Annotated in this window: 16 protein-coding genes; 5 read left to right on the top strand and 11 right to left on the bottom strand. The window is 74.0% G+C overall.

What is annotated here, in order from left to right:
• Positions 1-141: 141 nt before the first annotated feature.
• Both AC6EXY_RS13055 and glgB read left to right on the top strand, forming a co-directional pair.
• On the top strand, positions 142-1569 hold the full coding sequence (locus AC6EXY_RS13055; RefSeq protein WP_101830104.1) for a maltokinase N-terminal cap-like domain-containing protein: 1428 nt from the start codon (positions 142-144) through the stop codon (positions 1567-1569).
• Between the two features lie 121 nt (positions 1570-1690).
• Positions 1691-4225 (top strand): 1,4-alpha-glucan branching protein GlgB, encoded by a 2535-nt coding sequence (glgB, locus tag AC6EXY_RS13050; protein WP_101830105.1) that lies wholly within the window; start codon positions 1691-1693, stop codon positions 4223-4225.
• A gap of 169 nt (positions 4226-4394) precedes the next feature.
• Here glgB and AC6EXY_RS13045 read toward each other — a convergent pair whose 3' ends face one another.
• Both AC6EXY_RS13045 and AC6EXY_RS13040 read right to left on the bottom strand, forming a co-directional pair.
• The gene (locus AC6EXY_RS13045; protein WP_499818712.1) at positions 4395-5333 is read right to left on the bottom strand and encodes a tetratricopeptide repeat protein; all 939 of its coding nucleotides are present in this window, start codon (positions 5331-5333) and stop codon (positions 4395-4397) included.
• A gap of 158 nt (positions 5334-5491) precedes the next feature.
• On the bottom strand, positions 5492-5788 hold the full coding sequence (locus AC6EXY_RS13040; RefSeq protein ID WP_101830121.1) for an MTH1187 family thiamine-binding protein: 297 nt from the start codon (positions 5786-5788) through the stop codon (positions 5492-5494).
• Between the two features lie 227 nt (positions 5789-6015).
• On the opposite strand from AC6EXY_RS13040, the gene AC6EXY_RS13035 reads away from it, so the two are divergent.
• The gene (locus AC6EXY_RS13035) at positions 6016-7683 is read left to right on the top strand and encodes a hybrid sensor histidine kinase/response regulator (protein ID WP_101830120.1); all 1668 of its coding nucleotides are present in this window, start codon (positions 6016-6018) and stop codon (positions 7681-7683) included.
• 105 nt (positions 7684-7788) lie between these two features.
• On the opposite strand, the gene AC6EXY_RS13030 is transcribed toward AC6EXY_RS13035, so the two are convergent.
• The 5 genes from AC6EXY_RS13030 to AC6EXY_RS13010 all read right to left on the bottom strand — a co-directional run bounded on the left by AC6EXY_RS13030 (position 7789) and on the right by AC6EXY_RS13010 (position 12433).
• A complete protein-coding gene (locus AC6EXY_RS13030) occupies positions 7789-8280 on the bottom strand; it encodes a cupin domain-containing protein (protein ID WP_101830119.1) in 492 nt (163 codons plus the stop codon).
• Between the two features lie 288 nt (positions 8281-8568).
• Positions 8569-9558 carry a methylmalonyl Co-A mutase-associated GTPase MeaB gene (gene meaB / locus AC6EXY_RS13025; protein ID WP_423748032.1) on the bottom strand — a complete coding sequence of 330 codons (990 nt, stop codon included), beginning with the start codon at positions 9556-9558 and terminating at the stop codon, positions 8569-8571.
• 17 nt (positions 9559-9575) lie between these two features.
• Entirely contained in the window at positions 9576-10760 is a 1185-nt protein-coding gene (locus AC6EXY_RS13020; RefSeq protein ID WP_101830118.1) for an acetyl-CoA C-acetyltransferase, read from the bottom strand.
• A 123-nt stretch (positions 10761-10883) separates the two neighbouring features.
• A complete protein-coding gene (locus AC6EXY_RS13015; protein ID WP_101830117.1) occupies positions 10884-11879 on the bottom strand; it encodes an FG-GAP repeat domain-containing protein in 996 nt (331 codons plus the stop codon).
• On the bottom strand, positions 11876-12433 hold the full coding sequence (locus AC6EXY_RS13010; RefSeq protein WP_101830116.1) for a SigE family RNA polymerase sigma factor: 558 nt from the start codon (positions 12431-12433) through the stop codon (positions 11876-11878). Before AC6EXY_RS13010 ends, AC6EXY_RS13015 begins: the two co-directional genes overlap by 4 nt.
• A gap of 174 nt (positions 12434-12607) precedes the next feature.
• Here AC6EXY_RS13010 and ccrA point away from each other — a divergent pair, with 174 nt between their 5' ends.
• Both ccrA and AC6EXY_RS13000 read left to right on the top strand, forming a co-directional pair.
• On the top strand, positions 12608-13957 hold the full coding sequence (gene ccrA, locus AC6EXY_RS13005) for a crotonyl-CoA carboxylase/reductase (protein ID WP_101830115.1): 1350 nt from the start codon (positions 12608-12610) through the stop codon (positions 13955-13957).
• A 74-nt stretch (positions 13958-14031) separates the two neighbouring features.
• Positions 14032-14754, top strand: a complete 723-nt coding sequence (locus AC6EXY_RS13000; protein WP_101830114.1) for an ATP synthase subunit B family protein — start codon at positions 14032-14034, stop codon at positions 14752-14754.
• Between the two features lie 91 nt (positions 14755-14845).
• On the opposite strand, the gene AC6EXY_RS12995 is transcribed toward AC6EXY_RS13000, so the two are convergent.
• From AC6EXY_RS12995 to nucS, 4 genes are all read right to left on the bottom strand, one after another.
• Positions 14846-15235 (bottom strand): Rv1322 family protein, encoded by a 390-nt coding sequence (locus AC6EXY_RS12995; RefSeq protein ID WP_499818713.1) that lies wholly within the window; start codon positions 15233-15235, stop codon positions 14846-14848.
• Positions 15232-15858: a YkvA family protein gene (locus tag AC6EXY_RS12990; protein ID WP_101830112.1), complete on the bottom strand. Its 627-nt coding sequence runs from the start codon at positions 15856-15858 to the stop codon at positions 15232-15234. The genes AC6EXY_RS12995 and AC6EXY_RS12990 overlap by 4 nt, the downstream gene beginning before the upstream one ends.
• Positions 15859-16025: 167 nt before the next feature.
• Positions 16026-17945 (bottom strand): 3-hydroxyacyl-CoA dehydrogenase family protein, encoded by a 1920-nt coding sequence (locus tag AC6EXY_RS12985; RefSeq protein WP_499818069.1) that lies wholly within the window; start codon positions 17943-17945, stop codon positions 16026-16028.
• Positions 17946-18249: 304 nt separating this feature from the next.
• Positions 18250-18912 carry an endonuclease NucS gene (gene nucS / locus AC6EXY_RS12980; RefSeq protein ID WP_101830125.1) on the bottom strand — a complete coding sequence of 221 codons (663 nt, stop codon included), beginning with the start codon at positions 18910-18912 and terminating at the stop codon, positions 18250-18252.
• Between the last annotated feature and the right edge of the window lie 32 nt (positions 18913-18944).

Here is an 18944-nt window from a genome sequence, read left to right as displayed (position 1 = left end):
TCGCGGCACAGGCCTGCCGGCGGAATCTCCCAGGTCGCCGCGGTGTGTGCATGCAGTACGACCGATGAAAGGTAACTTTCGGGTTATTCGACGTTAGGTAGACCATGATGATCGTCGAGCGCTGGCCTCGGGAGGTCGAGGATGGGTGACCATCACGCCGAACTTGCCGACCTGCTGACCGACTGGCTGCCCCGCCAGCGCTGGTTCGCGGGCAAGGGTCGCAGCGGTGGCCGGGTACGCATCCGCCGCGACGTGAGCCTCGGCGATCCGCTGCGCCTGCTGCTCGTCGACGTCGACTACGACCAGGGCCCGCCGGACCACTACCAGGTCCCCGTGGTCCTTCGCGGCGACGCCCCGCACGGCCATGACGGCTTCCTCATCGGCGAGTGCGCCGGCGGACTGGTCTACGACGGGCTGCACGACCCCGACGGCGCCGCCGCCCTGCTGCGCTTCCTCGTCCGGGCGACGCGCCGCGACGACCTCGTGGCCGAGATCCGCGACACCGGCGGGGCCGGGGCCGACGGGGCACACGGCGCGCCCACCGAGAGCCGTACGCCGCTCACCGACGACCTGCCCGCGCATGCGGTCGGCGCCGAGCAGTCCAACACGTCGATCGTCTACGGCGACGCGTACATCCTCAAGGTCTTCCGCCGACTGTGGCCCGGGACCAACCCCGATCTCGAGGTCACCCGGACGCTCGCCGACGTCGGCAGCGTGCACGTGGCCACCCCGGTGGCCTGGCTGTCGGCGGATGTCGAGGGCCACCGGACCACCCTCGGCTTCCTGCAGGAGTACCTACGCTCCGGCACCGAGGGCTGGCGCCTCGCCCTGGCCAGCGTGCGCGACCTCTACGCCGAGGCCGACCTGCACGCCGACGAGGTCGGCGGGGACTTCTCCGCGGAGTCCGAGCGCCTCGGCGCCGCCACCGCCGAGGTCCACGCGGACCTCGCCCGGGCGCTGCCGACCCGGCCCCCCACCACCGATGACCTGCGCGCCCTGGTGGCCTACCTGCACGGGCGTCTCGACGCCGCCGTCGAGGCCGTCCCGGCGCTGCGCGGGTACGAGGCCGCCGCGCGCAAGACGTACGACGAGCTCACCGGCGCCGCGCCGGCGCTCGTCCACCCCCGCCCCTTCCAGCGGCTGCACGGCGACCTGCATCTCGGCCAGGTCCTGCGGGTCGATTCCGGCTGGGTGCTGTTCGACTTCGAGGGTGAACCGGCGCGGCCGGTCGCCGACCGGGTGGGGCTGGAGTCCCCGCTGCGCGACGTCGCCGGCATGCTGCGCTCGTTCGACTACGCGGCCCGCGCGATGCTGCTCGACCGGGCGGACGAGCCGGCCCTCGTCTACCGGGCGCAGGAGTGGGCGCAGCGCAACCGAGACGCCTTCTGCCGTGGCTACGGCGCCGCCGCCGGCCGGGACCCCTATGCCGACGAGGCGATCCTGCGTGCCTTCGAACTCGACAAGGCGGTCTACGAGGTGCTTTACGAGACGCGGCACCGGCCGGGCTGGACCGTGATCCCCCTCGCCTCGGTGGAACGGCTCACCCAGGGCACGCCCCCCGCCGCGTAGGCGACCACCCGGACCCGGCGGCCGCCCGGCAAGGCCCACGACCACGACCATCCATACGCGCGTGAGCACTCCGGCGCGCACAGCGACCATCCGACGCGCAGCGAGAGGCAGGGGTGTCCCCGTGAACAACGGCGACGTCGACAACGACACGATGCGAACGGGACGCCGCGGCGGGCCCGCCGCGGGCCGGCCGGATCGCGCCCCCGCCGCCGCGGGGCGCGTGAGCGGCGCCGCGGTCCGCGACCGGGAGGGACGGGTCGCCCTGGCCGACCGCACCCCCGGCCATGGCGCGGACCACGCTCCGGACCACACCGCCGCTCACGCCCCCGAACGCACCGGCGGCACCGCGGCCGAGACCACCACCGCCACGCCTGCGGACACCACCGGCACGGCCACCGGCGCCGCGGCCGAGCGGGCCCCCGAGCGCCCGTCCGCCCGCGCCTGCCCACCGCCGGCGACCGATCTGCCCTCCGCCGACCTGGAGCGGCTCGTCGCCGGGACCCACCACGACCCGCACGCGCTGCTCGGCGCGCACCCGAGCGGCGACTGGACGATCGTGCGGGTGCTGCACCCGGACGCACGCGCGGTGACGGTGCTCGTCGGCGACGAGCGTTATCCCGCCGCCCGGCTGCACTCCGGCGGGGTGTTCGCCGCGGCGCTGCCCGGCCACCTGCCCGACTACCGCGTCGAGGTGACCTACCCGCACACCACGGCCGTCGTCGACGACCCGTACCGGCACCTGCCGACCGTCGGCGAGATCGACCGTCATCTGATCAGCGAGGGCCGCCACGAGGACCTGTGGAAGGTGCTCGGCGCGCACGTGCGGGACCTCGCCACGCCCGGCGGCGCCGTCATCACCGGGGTGAGCTTCGCCGTGTGGGCACCGTCCGCGCGGGGGGTGCGCCTGGTCGGCGACTTCGACTTCTGGGACGGCCGGGCGTTCCCGATGCGTTCGCTGGGCGGCTGCGGCGTGTGGGAGCTGTTCGTCCCGGGCGCCGGGGTCGGCCTGCGCTACAAGTACGAGATCCTCGGCTTCGACGGGGTCTGGCGGCAGAAGGCCGACCCGATGGCGTTTCGCACCGAGGTCCCGCCGGCCACCGCGAGCGTCGTGACCCGTTCGGACCACACCTGGGCGGACGGCGACTGGCTGGAGCGGCGCCGGCGGACCGCCTGGCACGCCGAGCCGGTGAGCGTCTACGAGGTCCACCTGGGCTCCTGGCGGCGCGGCCTGTCCTACCTCGAGCTCGCCACCCAGCTGACCGAGTACGTGCTGGACAACGGCTTCACCCACGTGGAGATGCTGCCCGTCGCCGAGCACCCGTTCGGCGGCTCCTGGGGCTACCAGGTGTCGGCCTACTACGCGCCGACTGCCCGCTTCGGCAGCCCGGACGAGTTCCGCCACCTCGTCGACACGCTGCACGGCGCCGGTATCGGCGTGATCGTCGACTGGGTGCCGGCGCACTTCCCCCGGGACTCCTGGGCGCTGGGCCGCTTCGACGGCACGCCGCTCTACGAGCACCCCGACCCGCGCCGCGGCGAGCAGCCCGACTGGGGGACGTACGTCTTCGACGTCGGCCGTCCCGAGGTGCGCAACTTCCTGGTCGCCAACGCGCTGTACTGGTTCGAGGAGTTCCACGTCGACGGGCTGCGGGTCGACGCCGTCGCGTCGATGCTCTACCTGGACTACTCCCGCCCGGACGGCGCCTGGCTGCCGAACGAGCACGGCGGCCGGGAGAACCTGGAGGCGGTGGCGTTCCTGCAGGAGACCAACGCGACCGTCTACCGCCGTTTCCCCGGCGCGATGATGATCGCGGAGGAGTCGACGGCCTGGCCCGGCGTCACCCGCCCGACCCATCTCGGCGGCCTCGGCTTCGGCTTCAAGTGGAACATGGGCTGGATGCACGACACGCTGGACTACACCTCCCACCAGCCGGTGCACCGCAGCTTCCATCACCACCAGATGACGTTCTCGATGGTCTACGCCTACTCGGAGAACTTCGTCCTGCCGTTCAGCCACGACGAGGTCGTCCACGGCAAGGGCTCGATGCTGCGCCGGATGCCCGGCGACCGCTGGGAGCAGCTGGCGGGCCTGCGGGCGCTCTACGCCTACATGTGGTCCCATCCGGGCAAGAAGCTGCTGTTCATGGGTAGCGAGTTCGCCCAGGACAACGAGTGGAACGAGGCCGCGTCGCTGGACTGGCCGCTGCTCGGCGAGCCGGGCCACCACGGGATCGCGCTGCTGGTGCGTGACCTCAACGAGCTGTACCGCTCGTCGCCGGCGCTGTACCGGCGCGACGTCGAACCGACCGGCTTCTCCTGGATCGACGCCAACGACACCGGCAACAACGTCTTCTCGTTCCTGCGCTGGTCCGGGGACGACGCCGCGGCGGACCACGGGGTTCTTGCCTGTGTCACGAACTTCGCCGGCGTCACCCACCACGACTACCGCGTCGGCCTGCCCTTCCCCGGCCGTTGGACCGAGGTGCTCAACACCGACGGCAGCCGGTATGGCGGCGGGAACGTCGGCAACTTCGGCGCGGTGCACGCCACCGACCAGCCACACCACGGGCTGCCCGCATCGGCCAGTGTGACACTGCCCACACTCGGCGCGATCTGGTTCCGCTACGAACCCGAGCCCGAGGCCGGGGCCTCCTGACGGGCCGCGCCGACCCCGGGGCCTGCTCGTCGCGACCGCCCCGCACTCGGGGTGCCGAGGGTCGGTGACGGTCCCGTCACGCGGTACCGTCGCTGGCCCTCGGCACCCCGCGCGGTCGGCCCCCGCGGCCGTCACGGGCGCGGGAACTCGGCGTGGGCGCGCGGCCGGCTCAGAACAGGGCGGCGGCCAGCGAGCGGCGGGCGGGCGGGACGGCCGGATCGGCGTCGCCCAGCGCCTGGAACAGGTCCACCAGGTGGGCGCGGGCCTTCTCCCGCTCCTCGCCGGACGTGCGGCGCACGACCGCGACGAGACCGGCCAGCGCCCCGGCCGTGTCCCCCTGCGCGATGCCGAGGTCGGCCGCGGCGATGGCGGCGTCGACGTCGGCCGGATCGGCCTCGAGCCGAGCCCGGATCTCCGCCGGGTCGTGGTCGCGCACCCGGCGCAGCAGCTCGGCGCGGGCGAGGCCGGTGACGGCCTCCGGATCCCCCGGCGCCTCGGCGAGGAGGACCCGATAGGACTCGATCGCCGTGTCGATGTCACCGCGGGCCAGCGCCGACTCGGCGGTCGCCAGGTGCGGGTCCCGCGCCTCGCCGCCCGCCGCGGCCGCGCCCGGCATCCCGCCGGTGGCCTCGTCGACGAGGGCGAGCAGCTGGTCGAGCCAGGACCGCACCTCCCGCTCGGGCACCGCACCGGTGAACTCGCCGATGATGCGCCCGCCCACGACGGCCTTGACCGCCGGGATGCCCTGCACGCCGGCGGCCTGCGCCAGCCCCGGGTTCGCGTCGACGTCGACCTTGGCGAGGATCCACCGGCCGCCGTCCGCCGCGGCCAGCTTCTCCAGCACCGGGCTGAGCTGCTTGCACGGGCCGCACCAGGACGCCCAGAAGTCGAGCACGACCGGCACCTGCATCGAGCGGCTGACCACGTCGGTCGCGAAGCTCGCCTCGGTGACGTCGATGACCACCGGGCCGCCGGGCGCGGCCCCGCCGGCGGCGGGCGCCTGGCCGGCGGGGGCGCCGGCGGCGGGCGGCGGGGACGGCGGGGCTGCGGGCTTGGGATCCAGCGGGACGGCGCCCGCCAGGCGCAGGCCGCTGAGACTGTCGGGCATGCGCGCGGAACGGCGCGGACCTCCGCCGCCGCGCGGCGGACCGGGTGGGACTGGTGGCCTTCGTTGCATGCCTCCATCGTGACATCCGCGCGCGGCGGCGGACGCCGGGGAGCACGACTTTTCCGGGCCCCGCAGTCGGCTCCGCGCGCCGCGAGCGGTCAGCCGGCGTCGAGCAGGCGGTCGATGCTCGCCACCTTGGCGTGCAGGGCGTCGGTGACGCCCGCGCGCAGATCGGCCTTGAGCACGAGGCTGACCCGGCCGGCGTGGGCGGCCACCGCCTCGGTCGCCCGGCGCACGACGTCCATCACCTCGTCCCACTCGCCCTCGACGGTGGTGAACATCGACGTCGTCTCGTGCGGCAGGCCGCTCGCCCGCACGACGCGGACGGCCTCGGCCACGAGTTCGGCGACACCCTCGCCGGCACCGATGGGCGTAACACTGAAGGCAACCAGCATGCCCTCAGACCTACCACGCCCGACCGCCCGCCACCAGGTGGTCAGACGGTGCGCCACGCGCCCGCTACCGGAACGAATCCGGTGGGTCGGTAAGCTGTCGACATGTCACCAGAAGTCGTGGGGCACACGCCGGCCGGGCGGTTGCGCAAACCCGGGACAACGGGCTCTGACGGCACGCCCTACCATTGCCCGCCGTGGGGTGGAAGAAAACGGATGACGAGGCGTAGGTGGGGCCACGCACGTTGCTGGACACGCTGACGGACCTGGCCGTGGTCGTCGGCGCGGACGGCCATGTCACCGACATGGGGGCTGCCGCGCGGGCGTTCCTGGGCGAGCGTGCCCCCGGCGTCGCGCGCCTGCGCGACCTTCTCGAGGTCGTCGACCCGACGCTGCGCGTCGCGCTCGGCGAGGCGGTCACGGCGGCGCTCGGCCAGGCCGACCAGTGGCGCGGCTCGGTGGGGCTGGTCAACGCCGCCGGGGTCACCGAGCCGCATCACGTCACGATCCGCCAGGACCCGGACGGCGGTCTGGTCGTCCTCGCCCGGGACACCACCGACCAGCGCGCCCGCGAGATCGCCGAGAGCGAATCCCGAGCCAAGGACGAGCTGATCGCCCGCCTCGGCCACGAGCTGCGCACGCCCCTCAACGCGATGCTCGGCTTCGCCCAGCTGCTCGAGCTCGAGCCGCTCACCCCCGACCTGCACGACGACGTCGAACGGATCATCACGGGCGGCCGGCACATGCAGGCGCTCATCGACGACGTGCTCGACCTCGCCCGGCTGCGCGCCGGCCGCGGTGACATCAACAAGGGCCCGGTCAACGTCCTGGACATCGTCAAGGGCGTGGTGGAGCTGGTGGAACCGCTGGCGGCGCAGCGCAGCATCCGCCGGGTGATCCATCCCGCGGAGCCGCTCGTCGCCGACGCCGACCGCCGCCGGCTCTGGCAGGTCCTGCTCAACCTGGTCGGCAACGCGCTGAAGTACGGCCGCGAGGGTGGGTCTGTGCGGGTCGGCATCGTGCCGATCACCGGTTCCCGCATCCGGATCGAGGTCGAGGATGACGGTGTGGGCCTGTCGCCGCGGGCGATCGACCGGCTGTTCCGGCCGTTCGAGCGCCTCGGTGCGGAACGCACCGGCATCGAGGGCAGCGGTCTGGGGCTCGCGCTGTCCCACGCCCTGGTGACCGCGATGGGCGGCGTGCTGACCGTCGCCAGCCGGCACGGCGTCGGCAGCGTGTTCGCGGTCGTGCTCGACGCCGTCGACATGCGCTTCGAGGACCCCGACGACGACGGTTTCGGCGACGACGGTTTCGGCGACAGCGGCTACAACGGCGGCTACGGCGGCGGCGACTACGGCTACAACGGCGGCTACGGGGCCGGCGGCTACGGCGGTCCGTCCTCCGGCTACGGCTCGGCGGCGGGCTACGACCTGGGCGGCATGGGCAGGTCCGCGGCGCCCGGCTCCGGCACGTCGAGCTACGGCGCCGCCCCGGCGCGCCGCGCCGAGGCGGTGGGCCTGCGGGTGGTGCACGTCAGCGGCGATCCCGCCGTGCGCTCGGCGGTGACGGACGCGCTCGCGCGGACCCTCGGCGCCGACACCGTCACCGTGCCGCGGGCCGCCCTCGCGCTGGACGCGGTGCGCCGCGCCCGCCCGACGTTCGTCCTGCTCGACCGGGATCTGCCCGACGCCACCGCCACCGAGCTGCTCGCCCAGCTCGCCGCCGATCCGACCGCCGGCGTCATCCCGGCACTGGTGCTCGCCGAGGATGCCGACCCGGGCGAGCGCGCCCGGCTGCGCCGCGCCGGCGCCGTCGACGTCCTCGACCTCCCGCTCGTCCCGGCGAGCCTGTCCGCCGCCGCGACCGCCCTCACCGCCGCCGTCACCGTTCCCCGCTGACCACCCGGTCCCCGCTGACCACCCGGTCCCTGCCGGCCACCCGGTCCCTGCCGGCCACCCGGCCCCCGCCGACCACCCGGTCAGATCCCGGCCGGCGCCGCGCGGTCAGACCGGGCCGGGCGCCTCGTCCAGCAGCTCGAAGTCGGCGAAGTCGAAGCCCGGCGCGACGACGCAGCCGACGAGGACATGTCGCTCGCCGTGCGGCGCGGCGGTCTGCCACTCGCCCGCCGGCACGACGAGCTGGGGCGTCTCGCCGGCGCCCACGTCCGGGCCGAGCGACCGCCTGGCGCCGGGCGCTGGCCGCTCCCCCCGCCCGCCGAGAGTCAGTTCCAGGGCGCCACCGCCCTGCCAGAGCCAGATCTCGGCCGAGGCCACCCGATGCCACCGGGAGACCTCTCCCGGACGCAGCAGGAAGAGAATGGATGTCGCCACGGGCCGCTGCCCGCCATGCGCCGCGACAAGGTCGGGGCTCGCCCACGTCCGCCGGTACCAGCCGCCCTCGGGATGGGGCTCGAGCCCGAGCCGGGCGATCAGCTCGTCCGGCGCGGCGGTCGGGTCGTCGAGGCGGCTCACGAGTGGTGGCGTGCCCGCATCCATCGGCGACAATCCGACGCACCACCCAACAGGGCCGAATCAGATGCCGACGGCAAACCCGACGGATGACCACGACCGGACCCGGCGAGTATCCGATCACGACGACCCATCCGGTACCCATGATCGCCGTAGCCGCGAAAAACCCCGGTCCCGCGGGACCGGGCTGACCAACCCACGCCGATCCGGCGGGACCGGACCCACTCACCCGCGGACCGCGGCTGCGCGGGTCGACGGGCAGCTCGGGCGGGGCCTACGGCGACACACACGAAGATCGCAACTCCGAGACGCGACCTAGCGCCCCGGAGACGCGGGCAGGATCGCCGCCAGCAGGTCGCGGGCGGCCGTCCAGGGATCGAGGGTGCCGGCCGCGCTGGCGGCGGCGAGAGCGGCCAGCACGGGGCCGTGCTCGGGGGCGTCGAGGCGCTCCCGGACGGACGCCAGGGCCAGGCCGCGGATCTCGTCCGCCGCCCGGGTGAGGCGGCGGCGCTCCAGCTCACCGCTCGCGGCCCGCGCGTCGTGATGCTCGGCGATCCGCTCGACGAGGGTCTCGATCCCCTCGCCGTGGGCGGCGGCGATCCGGACCACCGGGGTCCGGGGGACGCCGTCACGCATCCGCGTCATGGCCGCCAGGCTCGCGACGACGCCCTCGGCGCCCGGCCGGTCGGCCTTGTTGACCACGAACAGGTCGGCGACCTCCAGCAGACCCGCCTTGACGGCCTGCACGTCGTCGCCGGCGCCCGGCGCGAGCAGCACGCACGTGGTGTCGGCGAGGGCCGCGATGTCGACCTCCGCCTGGCCGACACCGACCGTCTCCACGATGATCACCTCGAAGCCGGCGGCGTCGAGGACGCGCAGCGCCTGGGTGGTGGCGGCGGCGAGGCCGCCGAGGGCGCCGCGGCTGGCCAGCGAGCGGACGAACACCCCCGGGTCGCCGGCGTGCTCGACCATCCGCACCCGGTCGCCGAGCAGCGCGCCGCCGGTCAGCGGCGACGACGGGTCGACCGCGAGTACCCCCACCCGCCGCCCGGCCGCCCGGTAGGCGCGCACAAGCGCCGAGGTGGTCGTCGACTTGCCCACGCCTGGCGCGCCGGTCAGCCCGACGATCCGGGCCCGGCCCGGATCGGCGCCGAGCGCCGCGCGGATCGCCGGCCAGCGGTCGGGGGCGTTCTCGACCAGCGACAGCAGCCGGGCGAGCGCCCTGCGTTCCCCTCGCACCGTGCCGTCGGCCAGCCGTTGCACCTCGACGTCCGCCCCGGCGGTGTCCGGCACGTCAGGGCCCACGCCGGCGGTGTCCGGGATCAGGCCGGGACGCGCAGCACCAGGGCGTCGCCCTGGCCGCCGCCGCCACACAGGCCCGCGGCGCCGATCCCGCCGCCGCGGCGGGAGAGCTCCTTGGCCAGGGTGAGCGCGATGCGGGCGCCGGACGCGCCGAGCGGGTGGCCGATGGCGATCGCCCCGCCGTTGACGTTCACGATGTCCTGGCTGATGCCCAGGTCACGCATCGACTGGATCGCCACCGCCGCGAACGCCTCGTTGATCTCGACGAGGTCGAGGTCGGCGGGGGTGAGGCCCTCCTTGGCGAGCGCGGCGAGGATCGCGTTCGACGGCTGGGAGTGCAGGGAGGTGTCGGGGCCCGCGACGAAGCCGTGATGGCCGACCTCGGCGAGGATCGGCAGGCCGAGCTCCTCCGCCTTCGCCCGGCTCGCCACCACGACCGCGGCCGCGCCGTCGGAGATCTGCGACGCGGAGCCTGCGGTGATCGTGCCGTCCGCGCCGAAGGCGGGGCGAAGCCGGGCGAGACCCTCGGCGGTCGTGTCGGCGCGCACGCCCTCGTCCTGGCTCACGACGAGCGGCTCGCCGCGCCGCTGCGGGATCGTCACCGGCACGATCTCGTCGTCGAACAGGCCGTTCTTGGCGGCCGCGGCGGCCCGCTGGTGCGAGCGGGCGGCGACCTCGTCCTGTTCGGCGCGGGTGATGTCCAGCGAGCTGACGTACCGCTCGGTGCTCGCCCCCATGGAGATCTGGTCGAACGCGCAGTGCAGGGCGTCCTGATCGATGGAGTCGACCGCCTCGCTGTTGCCGTACTTGACCCCGGCGCGCATCGCGCGCAGCAGGTGCGGCGCCCCGGTCATCGACTCCATTCCGCCGGCGACCACGAGGTCGAACTCACCGCTGGCGATGTAGGTGTCGGCCAGCGCGATCGCGTCGAGCCCGGACAGGCAGACCTTGTTGACCGTGATGGCGGGGACGTTCATCGGGATGCCCGCGGCGACCGCGGCCTGGCGGGCGGTGATCGGACCGGTCCCGGCCTGGATCACATGCCCCATGATCACATACTGGATCTGGTCACCGGTCAGGCCCGAACGCTCGAGGGCACCCTTGATCGCGATACCACCGAGATCGGTCGCGCTGAAGCTCCGCAGCGCGCCGGACAGCTTCCCGATGGGCGTCCGCGCACCGGCCACGATCACGGAACCCGGCATGACTGCCTCCTCTTTCTGACCCCACGCGCTTCTGACCCACACCCGCGGCCCGCCTGGCGCGGGAACACCACGATAACGTGATCTTGTCGCTGGCGCCTCGGGATGAATCCCGAGGACGACTCCTCAGGACAGGGTGCCGCAGGCGACCGTGAAGGGCGACGAGTCGGAGGGGATCCGCGCCGTGCTGGACGCCGTGCCCTGGGCGGTCAGGCCGTCCGGGGTGAACGCGAGCGTGGTGGTCGCGACGCTGAACTGGCTGCCGTCGGTGGAGGTCCCGACGTTGATCTGCAGGGTGTGGTCGGGCCCGCAGCGGAAGCCGTAGGCCGTGTCGTTGCGCACGCCCGCCGTCAGGGTGAGCCCGGAGGGCAGGGCGGGCGCGGTGAGGGTGTCCAGGCTGGTGTAGCGCAGCAGGGCGTAGCTCTTCAGGCCGTTCGCCACCCCGGTCTGGACCAGCAGCTCACCGAAGCCGTCGGCGTCGATGTCGACGACCGCGCTGTTGAGCGGTGTGGTGAGGCCGCTGAGCGGGACGCGGGCGACCTGGCTGTCCCGGGAGAACTGAACCTGCAGGGTGGTGCCGTCCGCCGCGACGGTGTCGGGGCGCCCGTCACCGTCGATGTCGTTGACGCCCGCGGGCTTCGCCACCGGGGTGGGCAGCTGCGGGCTGCCGACGCCGGTGGACGCCGACGCGGGCGACGACGGGGTCGCCGTGCTCGCCGGTGGCGTGACCGGCGGGGTCGTCGTCCGGGTCCGCGGCGGGGTGGGCGTCGCCGCCGTGCCGCCGCCCTGGCCCGTGCCGTGCCCGCCGCCGGTGCCGGGGCGGCCCGACCCGCCGCTCGACGGGACGGTGCCCGCCTGGGTCGGCGCGGTGTAGTTCGTCGGCATCACCGGCGGCGCGGCGGGCTCGACGGTCTGGTTGTTCGGGCTCGGCCGGATCGCGACCACGGCCAGCGCGATGAGCGCGGCCATCACCATCCCGCCGAGGGTGAACACGGGCAGCCGCAGCCGCCGGCGGCGCTCGATGCCCGCCCGGATCTGCCGGTAGGCGTCCGGGGAGGGCCGGACGGGCTCGACCGCCTCCGTCAGCAGGCGAGTGAGCTCGTCCGGTTCCAGCGCGCTCACCGCAGGCCCTCCAGCTTGCCGCTCAAGGCGGACAGGCCCCGTGAGGTGTAGGCCTTCACCGAGCCGACGCTGCAGCCCATCACCGCCGCCGCGTCCGCCTCGGACATGTCGGCGTAGTAGCGCAGGACGACCGCCTCCCGCTGGCGCCGCGGCAACTCGCGCAGTGCCTGGATGACGGCGGCCCGTTCGACCAGAGAGTAGGCCCCCTCCTCCGCGCTCGCGGCATCGGGCATCGGCTTGGGGGCGTGCTTGAGAGCGACGAGTCGACGACGCAGCGTGGAACGTGCGAGATTGACGACGGTCTGCCGAAGGTAGGCCAGGGCCTTGTCCCGGTCCTGCAGGCGCCCCCAGGCGCCGTGAACCCGGATGTAGGCGTCCTGGACGACCTCCTCACACAGCCCGATGTCATCCAGCAGCAGCGCGGCCAGACGCACCAGTGACCGGTAGTGCTCGGAGTACAACGCGGTCAGGGCGGCGTCCGCGTCCCGCGCGACGTCGCTACGGGCGGCGTCGCTCCGCGCAGGCACGGGCCGCCACCCCTCCACGACTGTCATGGGCGCGGTCACACGACGTTAGACGCGGACCTGCCCCTCGAAGTTGTCCCGAACGTTCTATCGCGTCACGCACGAAACAGACAGCCCCCACATCCCGCGACCCCATTGCCCTACCCATCAGTAACATCCGCCGCCCGCCCACCGTCCTCGACCACCCACCGCCGGAGGCCGATCGTGAAGGACATCCTCACTGCGATCCTCGCCCAGCACCCGCCCTCGGACGCCCGGCGGGCACTGTTCGCCGGGCTGCCGGTCCCGGCCTCCTACCGCGGCGTGGTGGTGCGCCACGACGAGGTCGGGATGTTCGACGGGCTGCCCACACGGGAGAAGGACCCGCGCCGGTCGCTGCACGTCGACGAGGTGCCCACGCCCGAACTCGGCCCCGGGGAGGCCCTCGTGGCGGTCATGGCCTCCTCCGTGAACTACAACACGGTGTGGACGTCGATCTTCGAGCCGGTGCCGACCTTCACGTTCCTGTCCCGCTACGGCCGGACGTCCCCGCTTGCCGCCCGCCATGACCAGCATTACCACGTGGTGGGGTCCGATCTGGCCGGAGTCGTGCTGCGGACAGGGCCGGGCGTGCATGTCTGGTCTCCCGGGGACGAGGTGGTGGCGCACTGCCTGTCGGTCGAGCTCGAGCGCGCCGAAGGTCACAACGACACGATGCTCGATCCGGAGCAACGGATCTGGGGTTTCGAGACGAACTTCGGTGGCCTGGCCGAACTCGCCCTGGTCAAGGCCAACCAGCTCATGCCGAAACCCGCGCACCTGAGCTGGGAGGAGGCCGCCGCCCCGGGCCTGGTCAACTCGACCGCCTACCGCCAGCTGGTGTCCACCAACGGCGCGGCGATGAAGCAGGGCGACGTCGTGCTCGTCTGGGGCGCCTCCGGCGGGCTCGGTTCCTACGCGACCCAGCTCGCGCTGCGCGGCGGGGCGATCCCGGTCTGTGTGGTGTCCTCGGCGCGCAAGGCGGACGTCTGCCGCTCGCTCGGCGCCGAGCTGATCATCGACCGGACGGCCGAGGACTATCGCTTCTGGCAGGACGAGCGCACCCAGGATCCCAAGGAATGGCAGCGATTCGGCCGACGTATCCGCGAACTCACCGGCGGGGACGATCCGGACATCGTCTTCGAGCACCCCGGCCGGGAGACCTTCGGCGCCTCGATCTACGTCGCCCGCCGCGGCGGAACGATCGTCACCTGCGCGTCAACGAGCGGATTCCAGCACGAGTACGACAATCGTTACCTCTGGATGAACCTCAAGCGGATCGTCGGGTCCCACTTCGCGAACTACCGGGAAGCCTGGGAGGCCAATCGGCTCATCGCCCGCGGGATGATCCATCCCACCCTGTCCCGGGTGTACCCCCTCGCCGAGACGGGCCAGGCAGCGTTCGATGTGCACCGCAACACACACCAGGGGAAGGTCGGCGTGCTCTGCCTCGCCCCGACCGAGGGACTGGGTATCCGCGACGAGGAGCTGCGCTCTCGCCACCTGAGGGCAATCAACCGGTTCCGTGGCGTGTAGTCTCGGAAATCGGGACGGGCCCAATCACCGGCTGGCGGCACGTTCCCATTGACGGTCTGAGATGCTCAGGCCCTATGACCGAACACACGGATCTCATCCCGATGGCCGGCGAGTCGGACGGGCCCCCCGCCTTTGATCTGGTGCGCCGTGGCTACGACCCCAATCAGGTCACCCATCATGTGAACTGGCTCGTCGAGCAGCTCCGCGAGGCCGAGGCCCACCGCGCGGCGGCGGAGGCCGCGGCGTCGGAGGCGGCGAGCGAAGCGGCCCGCGTCCGCGACGACCTGGCCGCCAACCGCCCCGCCTGGGAGGAGTTCGGCGGCCGGGTCACCCAGATCCTCCAGCTCGCCGAGGAGGAGGCCGCGACCGTCCGCGCCGAGCGGACCCGCGAGGCCGAGGCGCAGCTCGAGGAGGCCCGTCGGATCGTCACCGAGGCCGAGGCGGCCCGGGAGAAGACCCTGCGGGACGCCGACGAGCAGGCCGCCTCGATCGTCTCCACGGCACGCGGCGAGGCCGAGCGGATCGTCGAGCTCGCCCGCTCCACCGCGCAGACGACCGAGGACGAGTCCAAGCGTCGCCTCGCCGACCTGGAACGCCAGCGCGAGCAGGTCACTACCCAGCTCGCCGCGCTGCGCGACCAGGTGACGACCCAGCTCGGCGCCCTGCGCGACAAGCTCACCGCGGCGAGCGCCTCCATCGCGTCGATCGAGGCGGCGCCGATCGAGGAGCGCAAGGCGATCGGTGGGGAGACGGCCGCGCTGCCGGCGCCCGCCAGCGCCAGCGTACGAGGGGCCTGACGGCGGCCGCGGGCGCGCGCTCGCGGTGCGACCGCCCAGTCCGCGTCAGCCTGCTCAGTCCGCGTCAGCCTGCTCAGTCCGTTCAGACAGCTCAGTCCGCGTACGGAGGGAGACGGGCCGCCCGGCATCGCCGTTCCCAGCACGGCCGGTGCCAGTGCCGGCGGTCCGCGACCTCGTCCGGCGGCCACACGACCAGATGGGGGGTGCCCGGGTTGATCTCGTGGTCACACCCGGGACACCGGTAGACCTTCACCGCCGCCGCCCCGCTGAGCGGGCGGACGGTCCACTCGCCGTCCCGCAGCCGCACCACCGCGTCGGGCAGTAACCAGCCCGCCAGCCCCCCGCCCCGCTCGCCGTCGGGGCCGCGCCCGCCGCCTGCCTGGCGCCCGCGGCCACCCCGCCCGCCTCGCTGGCCATGACCGCCCCGCTGGCCATGACCGCCCTGGTGCCGGTCGGATCGCCGCCGCGCCCGGCGTGTCACCTGCCGCGCGCGGATCTGCCACCGGACTCGCCGGCGCGCCCGCGGCGCCCCGTCCGGCGGCCCTCGTCCTGCCCGCCGGGATCGTCCGGCACGGCCACCCACTCGGCCCGCCCGACCACCTCGCCGTCGACCACCCGACGCGGGTCGCCGGCCGCGGCCGACCCCGCCCGGGGCCCGCGCCGCCCACCGGCGCCGCCCGTGCCCCCCGTGGCGCCGCGCACCCGGTCGATGCCGGCGGCGACCAGCGACCGGGCGAGCTTCGCCCGCCGGACCGCGCCGGCCGGGCTGGCCAGCGCGGACGACGCGCCGATGAGCACCTGGAAACCGCGCTCGCTGCCACGCCAGTGCTCGCGCAGGATCGGCTCGCCGGCGCCGACGACCAGCCGGCGGAAGGCGAACGCGACGATGGCGACGTCGTCGAGCTGGCCGATGACGGGGATCACGTTGGTGATCCGGTTCCTGGGCGACACCAGGTAGGCCAAGGCCGCGGCGGCCTCCATCTTCGCCGACTGCGGCACCCGCGGGTCGGCGATCACCCGGCGCAGCATCAGCACCAGGTCCGGGAGGAACATCGTGACCTCACGACCGAAGGAGCGCAGCGCCTCCCTGTCCAGCGTGACCACCGTCGTCGTACCTCCTCATGCGCGAGTCGCGCGAGCCAGGAGGAAGATCCCCGCGCGGACGCGGACGACCCAGGACTTCCCGCCGATCACCGTCATCCTAGTGCCGCCCGGGACGGACGGCGCCGCGCCACCCCTGGCCGCGGTGCCGCCCGGCGGGGCCCGGATGCTCAGCGCCCGGCGTGCTCGCGGAAGCCGCGGCCGGTCTTGCGGCCGAGGAACCCGGCCCGGACCAGCTGTTCCAGCAGGCCGGCGGGGGCATAGCCGGGCTCGTGGAACTGCCGGTGCAGCGAGCGGGTGATCGCCAGCGTGACGTCGAGGCCGACCACGTCGGCGAGCGCGAACGGGCCCATCGGGTGGCCGCAGCCGACCGTCATCGCGGTGTCGATGTCGTCGATCGTCGCGTAGTTCGACTCGAGCATCCGCACCGCGTCGTTCAGGTAGGGGAACAGCAGCGCGTTGACGATGAACCCGGCCCGGTCGGCGCAGCGCACCGGCTGGCGCCCGGCGGCACGGGCGAGCGCCTCCACCGTCGCCGTCACGTCCTCGCCGGTGAGCACGGTCGGCACCACCTCGACGAGGCGCATCACCGGTGCCGGGTTGAACCAGTGCATGCCGATGACGTCGCTCGGGCGGCTGGTCGCCGTCGCGCACTCGATGACCGGCAGGGACGACGTCGTGGTCGCGAGGACCGCGCCGGGCCGGGCCACCTTGTCGAGGTCGGTGAACAGCTCCCGTTTGACCGCCAGATCCTCGACGACGGCCTCCAGCACGAGGTCGCAGCCACCGAGCTCACCCAGGTCCGTGGTGGCGCGCAGCCGGCCCATCGCGGCCTCACGGTCGGACTGTGACAGCCGCCCCTTGTCCACCGCCGCGGCCAGGGCGGCGTCGACCCGGCCGCGCACGGCGTCGGCGGCCTGCGGGCGGCGGGCCCGCACGATCACCTCCAGGCCGGCGCGAGCCAGCACCTGCGCGATCCCGAGGGCCATCGTCCCACTGCCCACCACCCCCACCGTGCGCACCGGCCGCGCCGTCCGCGAGTCCAGGCCACTGTGAGGGACGTCGCCGGTCGCCGCCTGGGACTGCCCGTCGAGCGGGCGCAGCACCTCGCCGGAGTCGGCGCCCGCGTAGGTGTAGAAGCCGCGGCCGGTCTTGCGGCCCAGCAGGCCCGCGGCGACCAGATGGCCGAGCAGCGGCGCGGGCGCGTGCAGGTGATCGCCGGTCTGCTCGTGCATCGACGCGAGGACGGCGTACGCGGCATCGAGCCCGATGAGGTCGAGCAGGGCGAGCGGCCCCATCGGATGCCCACAGCCCAGCCGCATCGCGGCGTCGACGTCGTCGCGGGTGGCGAAGTGGGACTCGACCATCCGCACCGCGTTGTTGAGGTAGCCGAACAGCAGCGCGTTGACGATGAACCCGGCCCGGTCGGCCGCGATCACCGGAGTCTTGCCCGCCGCGAGCGCCAGCGCCTCGACCGCCGCCACCGCGTCGTCGTCCGACACGACGGTCCGCACGATCTCGACCAGCCGCATCCTCGGCGCCGGGTTGAACCAGTGCATGCCGAGCACCCGCGCCGAGCGGCCGGTGCCCGCGGCGAGCTCGGTGACCGACAGCGAGCTGGTGTTCGTCGCGAACACGGTGCTCGGCGGACAGATGGCGTCAAGTCGCGCCAGCAGCGCGGCCTTGGCCTCCCGGTCCTCGTCGATCGCCTCGATCACCACGCCGCAGCCGGCGACGGCGGCGGGATCGGCGCCGAGCTCCAGGCGCGCCAGCAGGTCCCGCGGGCCGGACGGGTCGAGGTGACCCCGCCGCACCGCCCGCTCCAGCGAGCGCCCGATCCGCGCGCGAGCCCGGCCGACGGCGTCGGCGTCGCGTTCGACACCAGCCACCGCAAGCCCGCTGCGCAGCAGCGCCTCGGCGATGCCGGTGCCCATCGTGCCCAGGCCCACGACGCCGACCGGCCCACCCGCCGAGCCGGACGCCGGCGACGGCGACGTGCTCGCCGACGTGCTCGGGGACCGCCCGTTCGGGGACCGCCCGTTCGGGGCGTGCGCGTTCGGGGGCTGTGGAGTCGGGGACAGCTGTGCCATGCCGGGCTCCTGACATCGATGCCGCCCGCCGCCGGCCCGCCCACGCAATGCCCGGGAATATCAACCCCGGGAATGCGGACCGCCCGCGGGCGAACCGCGGTCCGCCGATTCTCCCAGCCTTTCCGCAGGTCGGCCCAACATCACCCCGGCGGGTGCGAGGGCCCATCGCGCGGTTCCGGCCGCGCCGCCAGTTCGCCAAAGAGTCACACCGGCTATCCGGAAAAACGGGCCGCATACAGAGGGAAACGCCCGCCGAACAGCGGCGTGCGGCACTCGGCGGCGTGCGGCGCTCGGAGAAGGGGCCTCAGAAGAGGGTCGGGATGGACGGCTCCAGCCCACGCAGCTCGTCGTAGTCGACGACGGCGCAGCCCAGCCCGCGGTCGGCGGCCAGCAGCCGCGCCTGCGGGGTGATGGACTGCGCGGCGAGGATCCCCCGCACCGGGTGGGGCAGCGCCGGGTCCGCGTCGAGCCGGACGAGGTAGCGGGTGAGCTGCTCGACGCCGTCGATCTCGCCCTTACGCTTGATCTCGACGGCGACCGTCGAGCCGTCGCTGTCCCGGCAGAGCAGGTCGACGGGGCCGATCCCGGTCTCGTACTCGCGGCGGACGAGGGTGAGCCCCGGCGCGATCGCGTCCGGCCGGTCGGCGAGCAGGACCTGCAGGTGCGCCTCGACGCCGTCCTTGCGCAGCCCCGGGTCGACGCCCAGCTCGTGCGTCGAGTCGTGCAGCACCTCTTCGAGGGTGATGACGAGCTGCTCGGCGGCCTTGTTGGTGACCCGCCAGACGCCCGGCTCCTCGGCGATGGCGCACGGCGGGCTCATCCAGTTCAGCGGCTTGTACGCCCGGCCATCGGCGTGGATCGACACCGATCCGTCTGCCTTGACGAGCACCAGCCGGACCGCGCTCGGCAGATGGGCGGTCAGCCGCCCGACATAGTCGACGCTGCACCGAGCGATCACGAGCCGCATGCGGTCACGGTATCGCGGCCGACTCGCCCCGT

It is taken from the genome of Frankia sp. RB5 (assembly GCF_059816245.1).
This window is presented reverse-complemented; position numbering and strand designations above follow the sequence as displayed.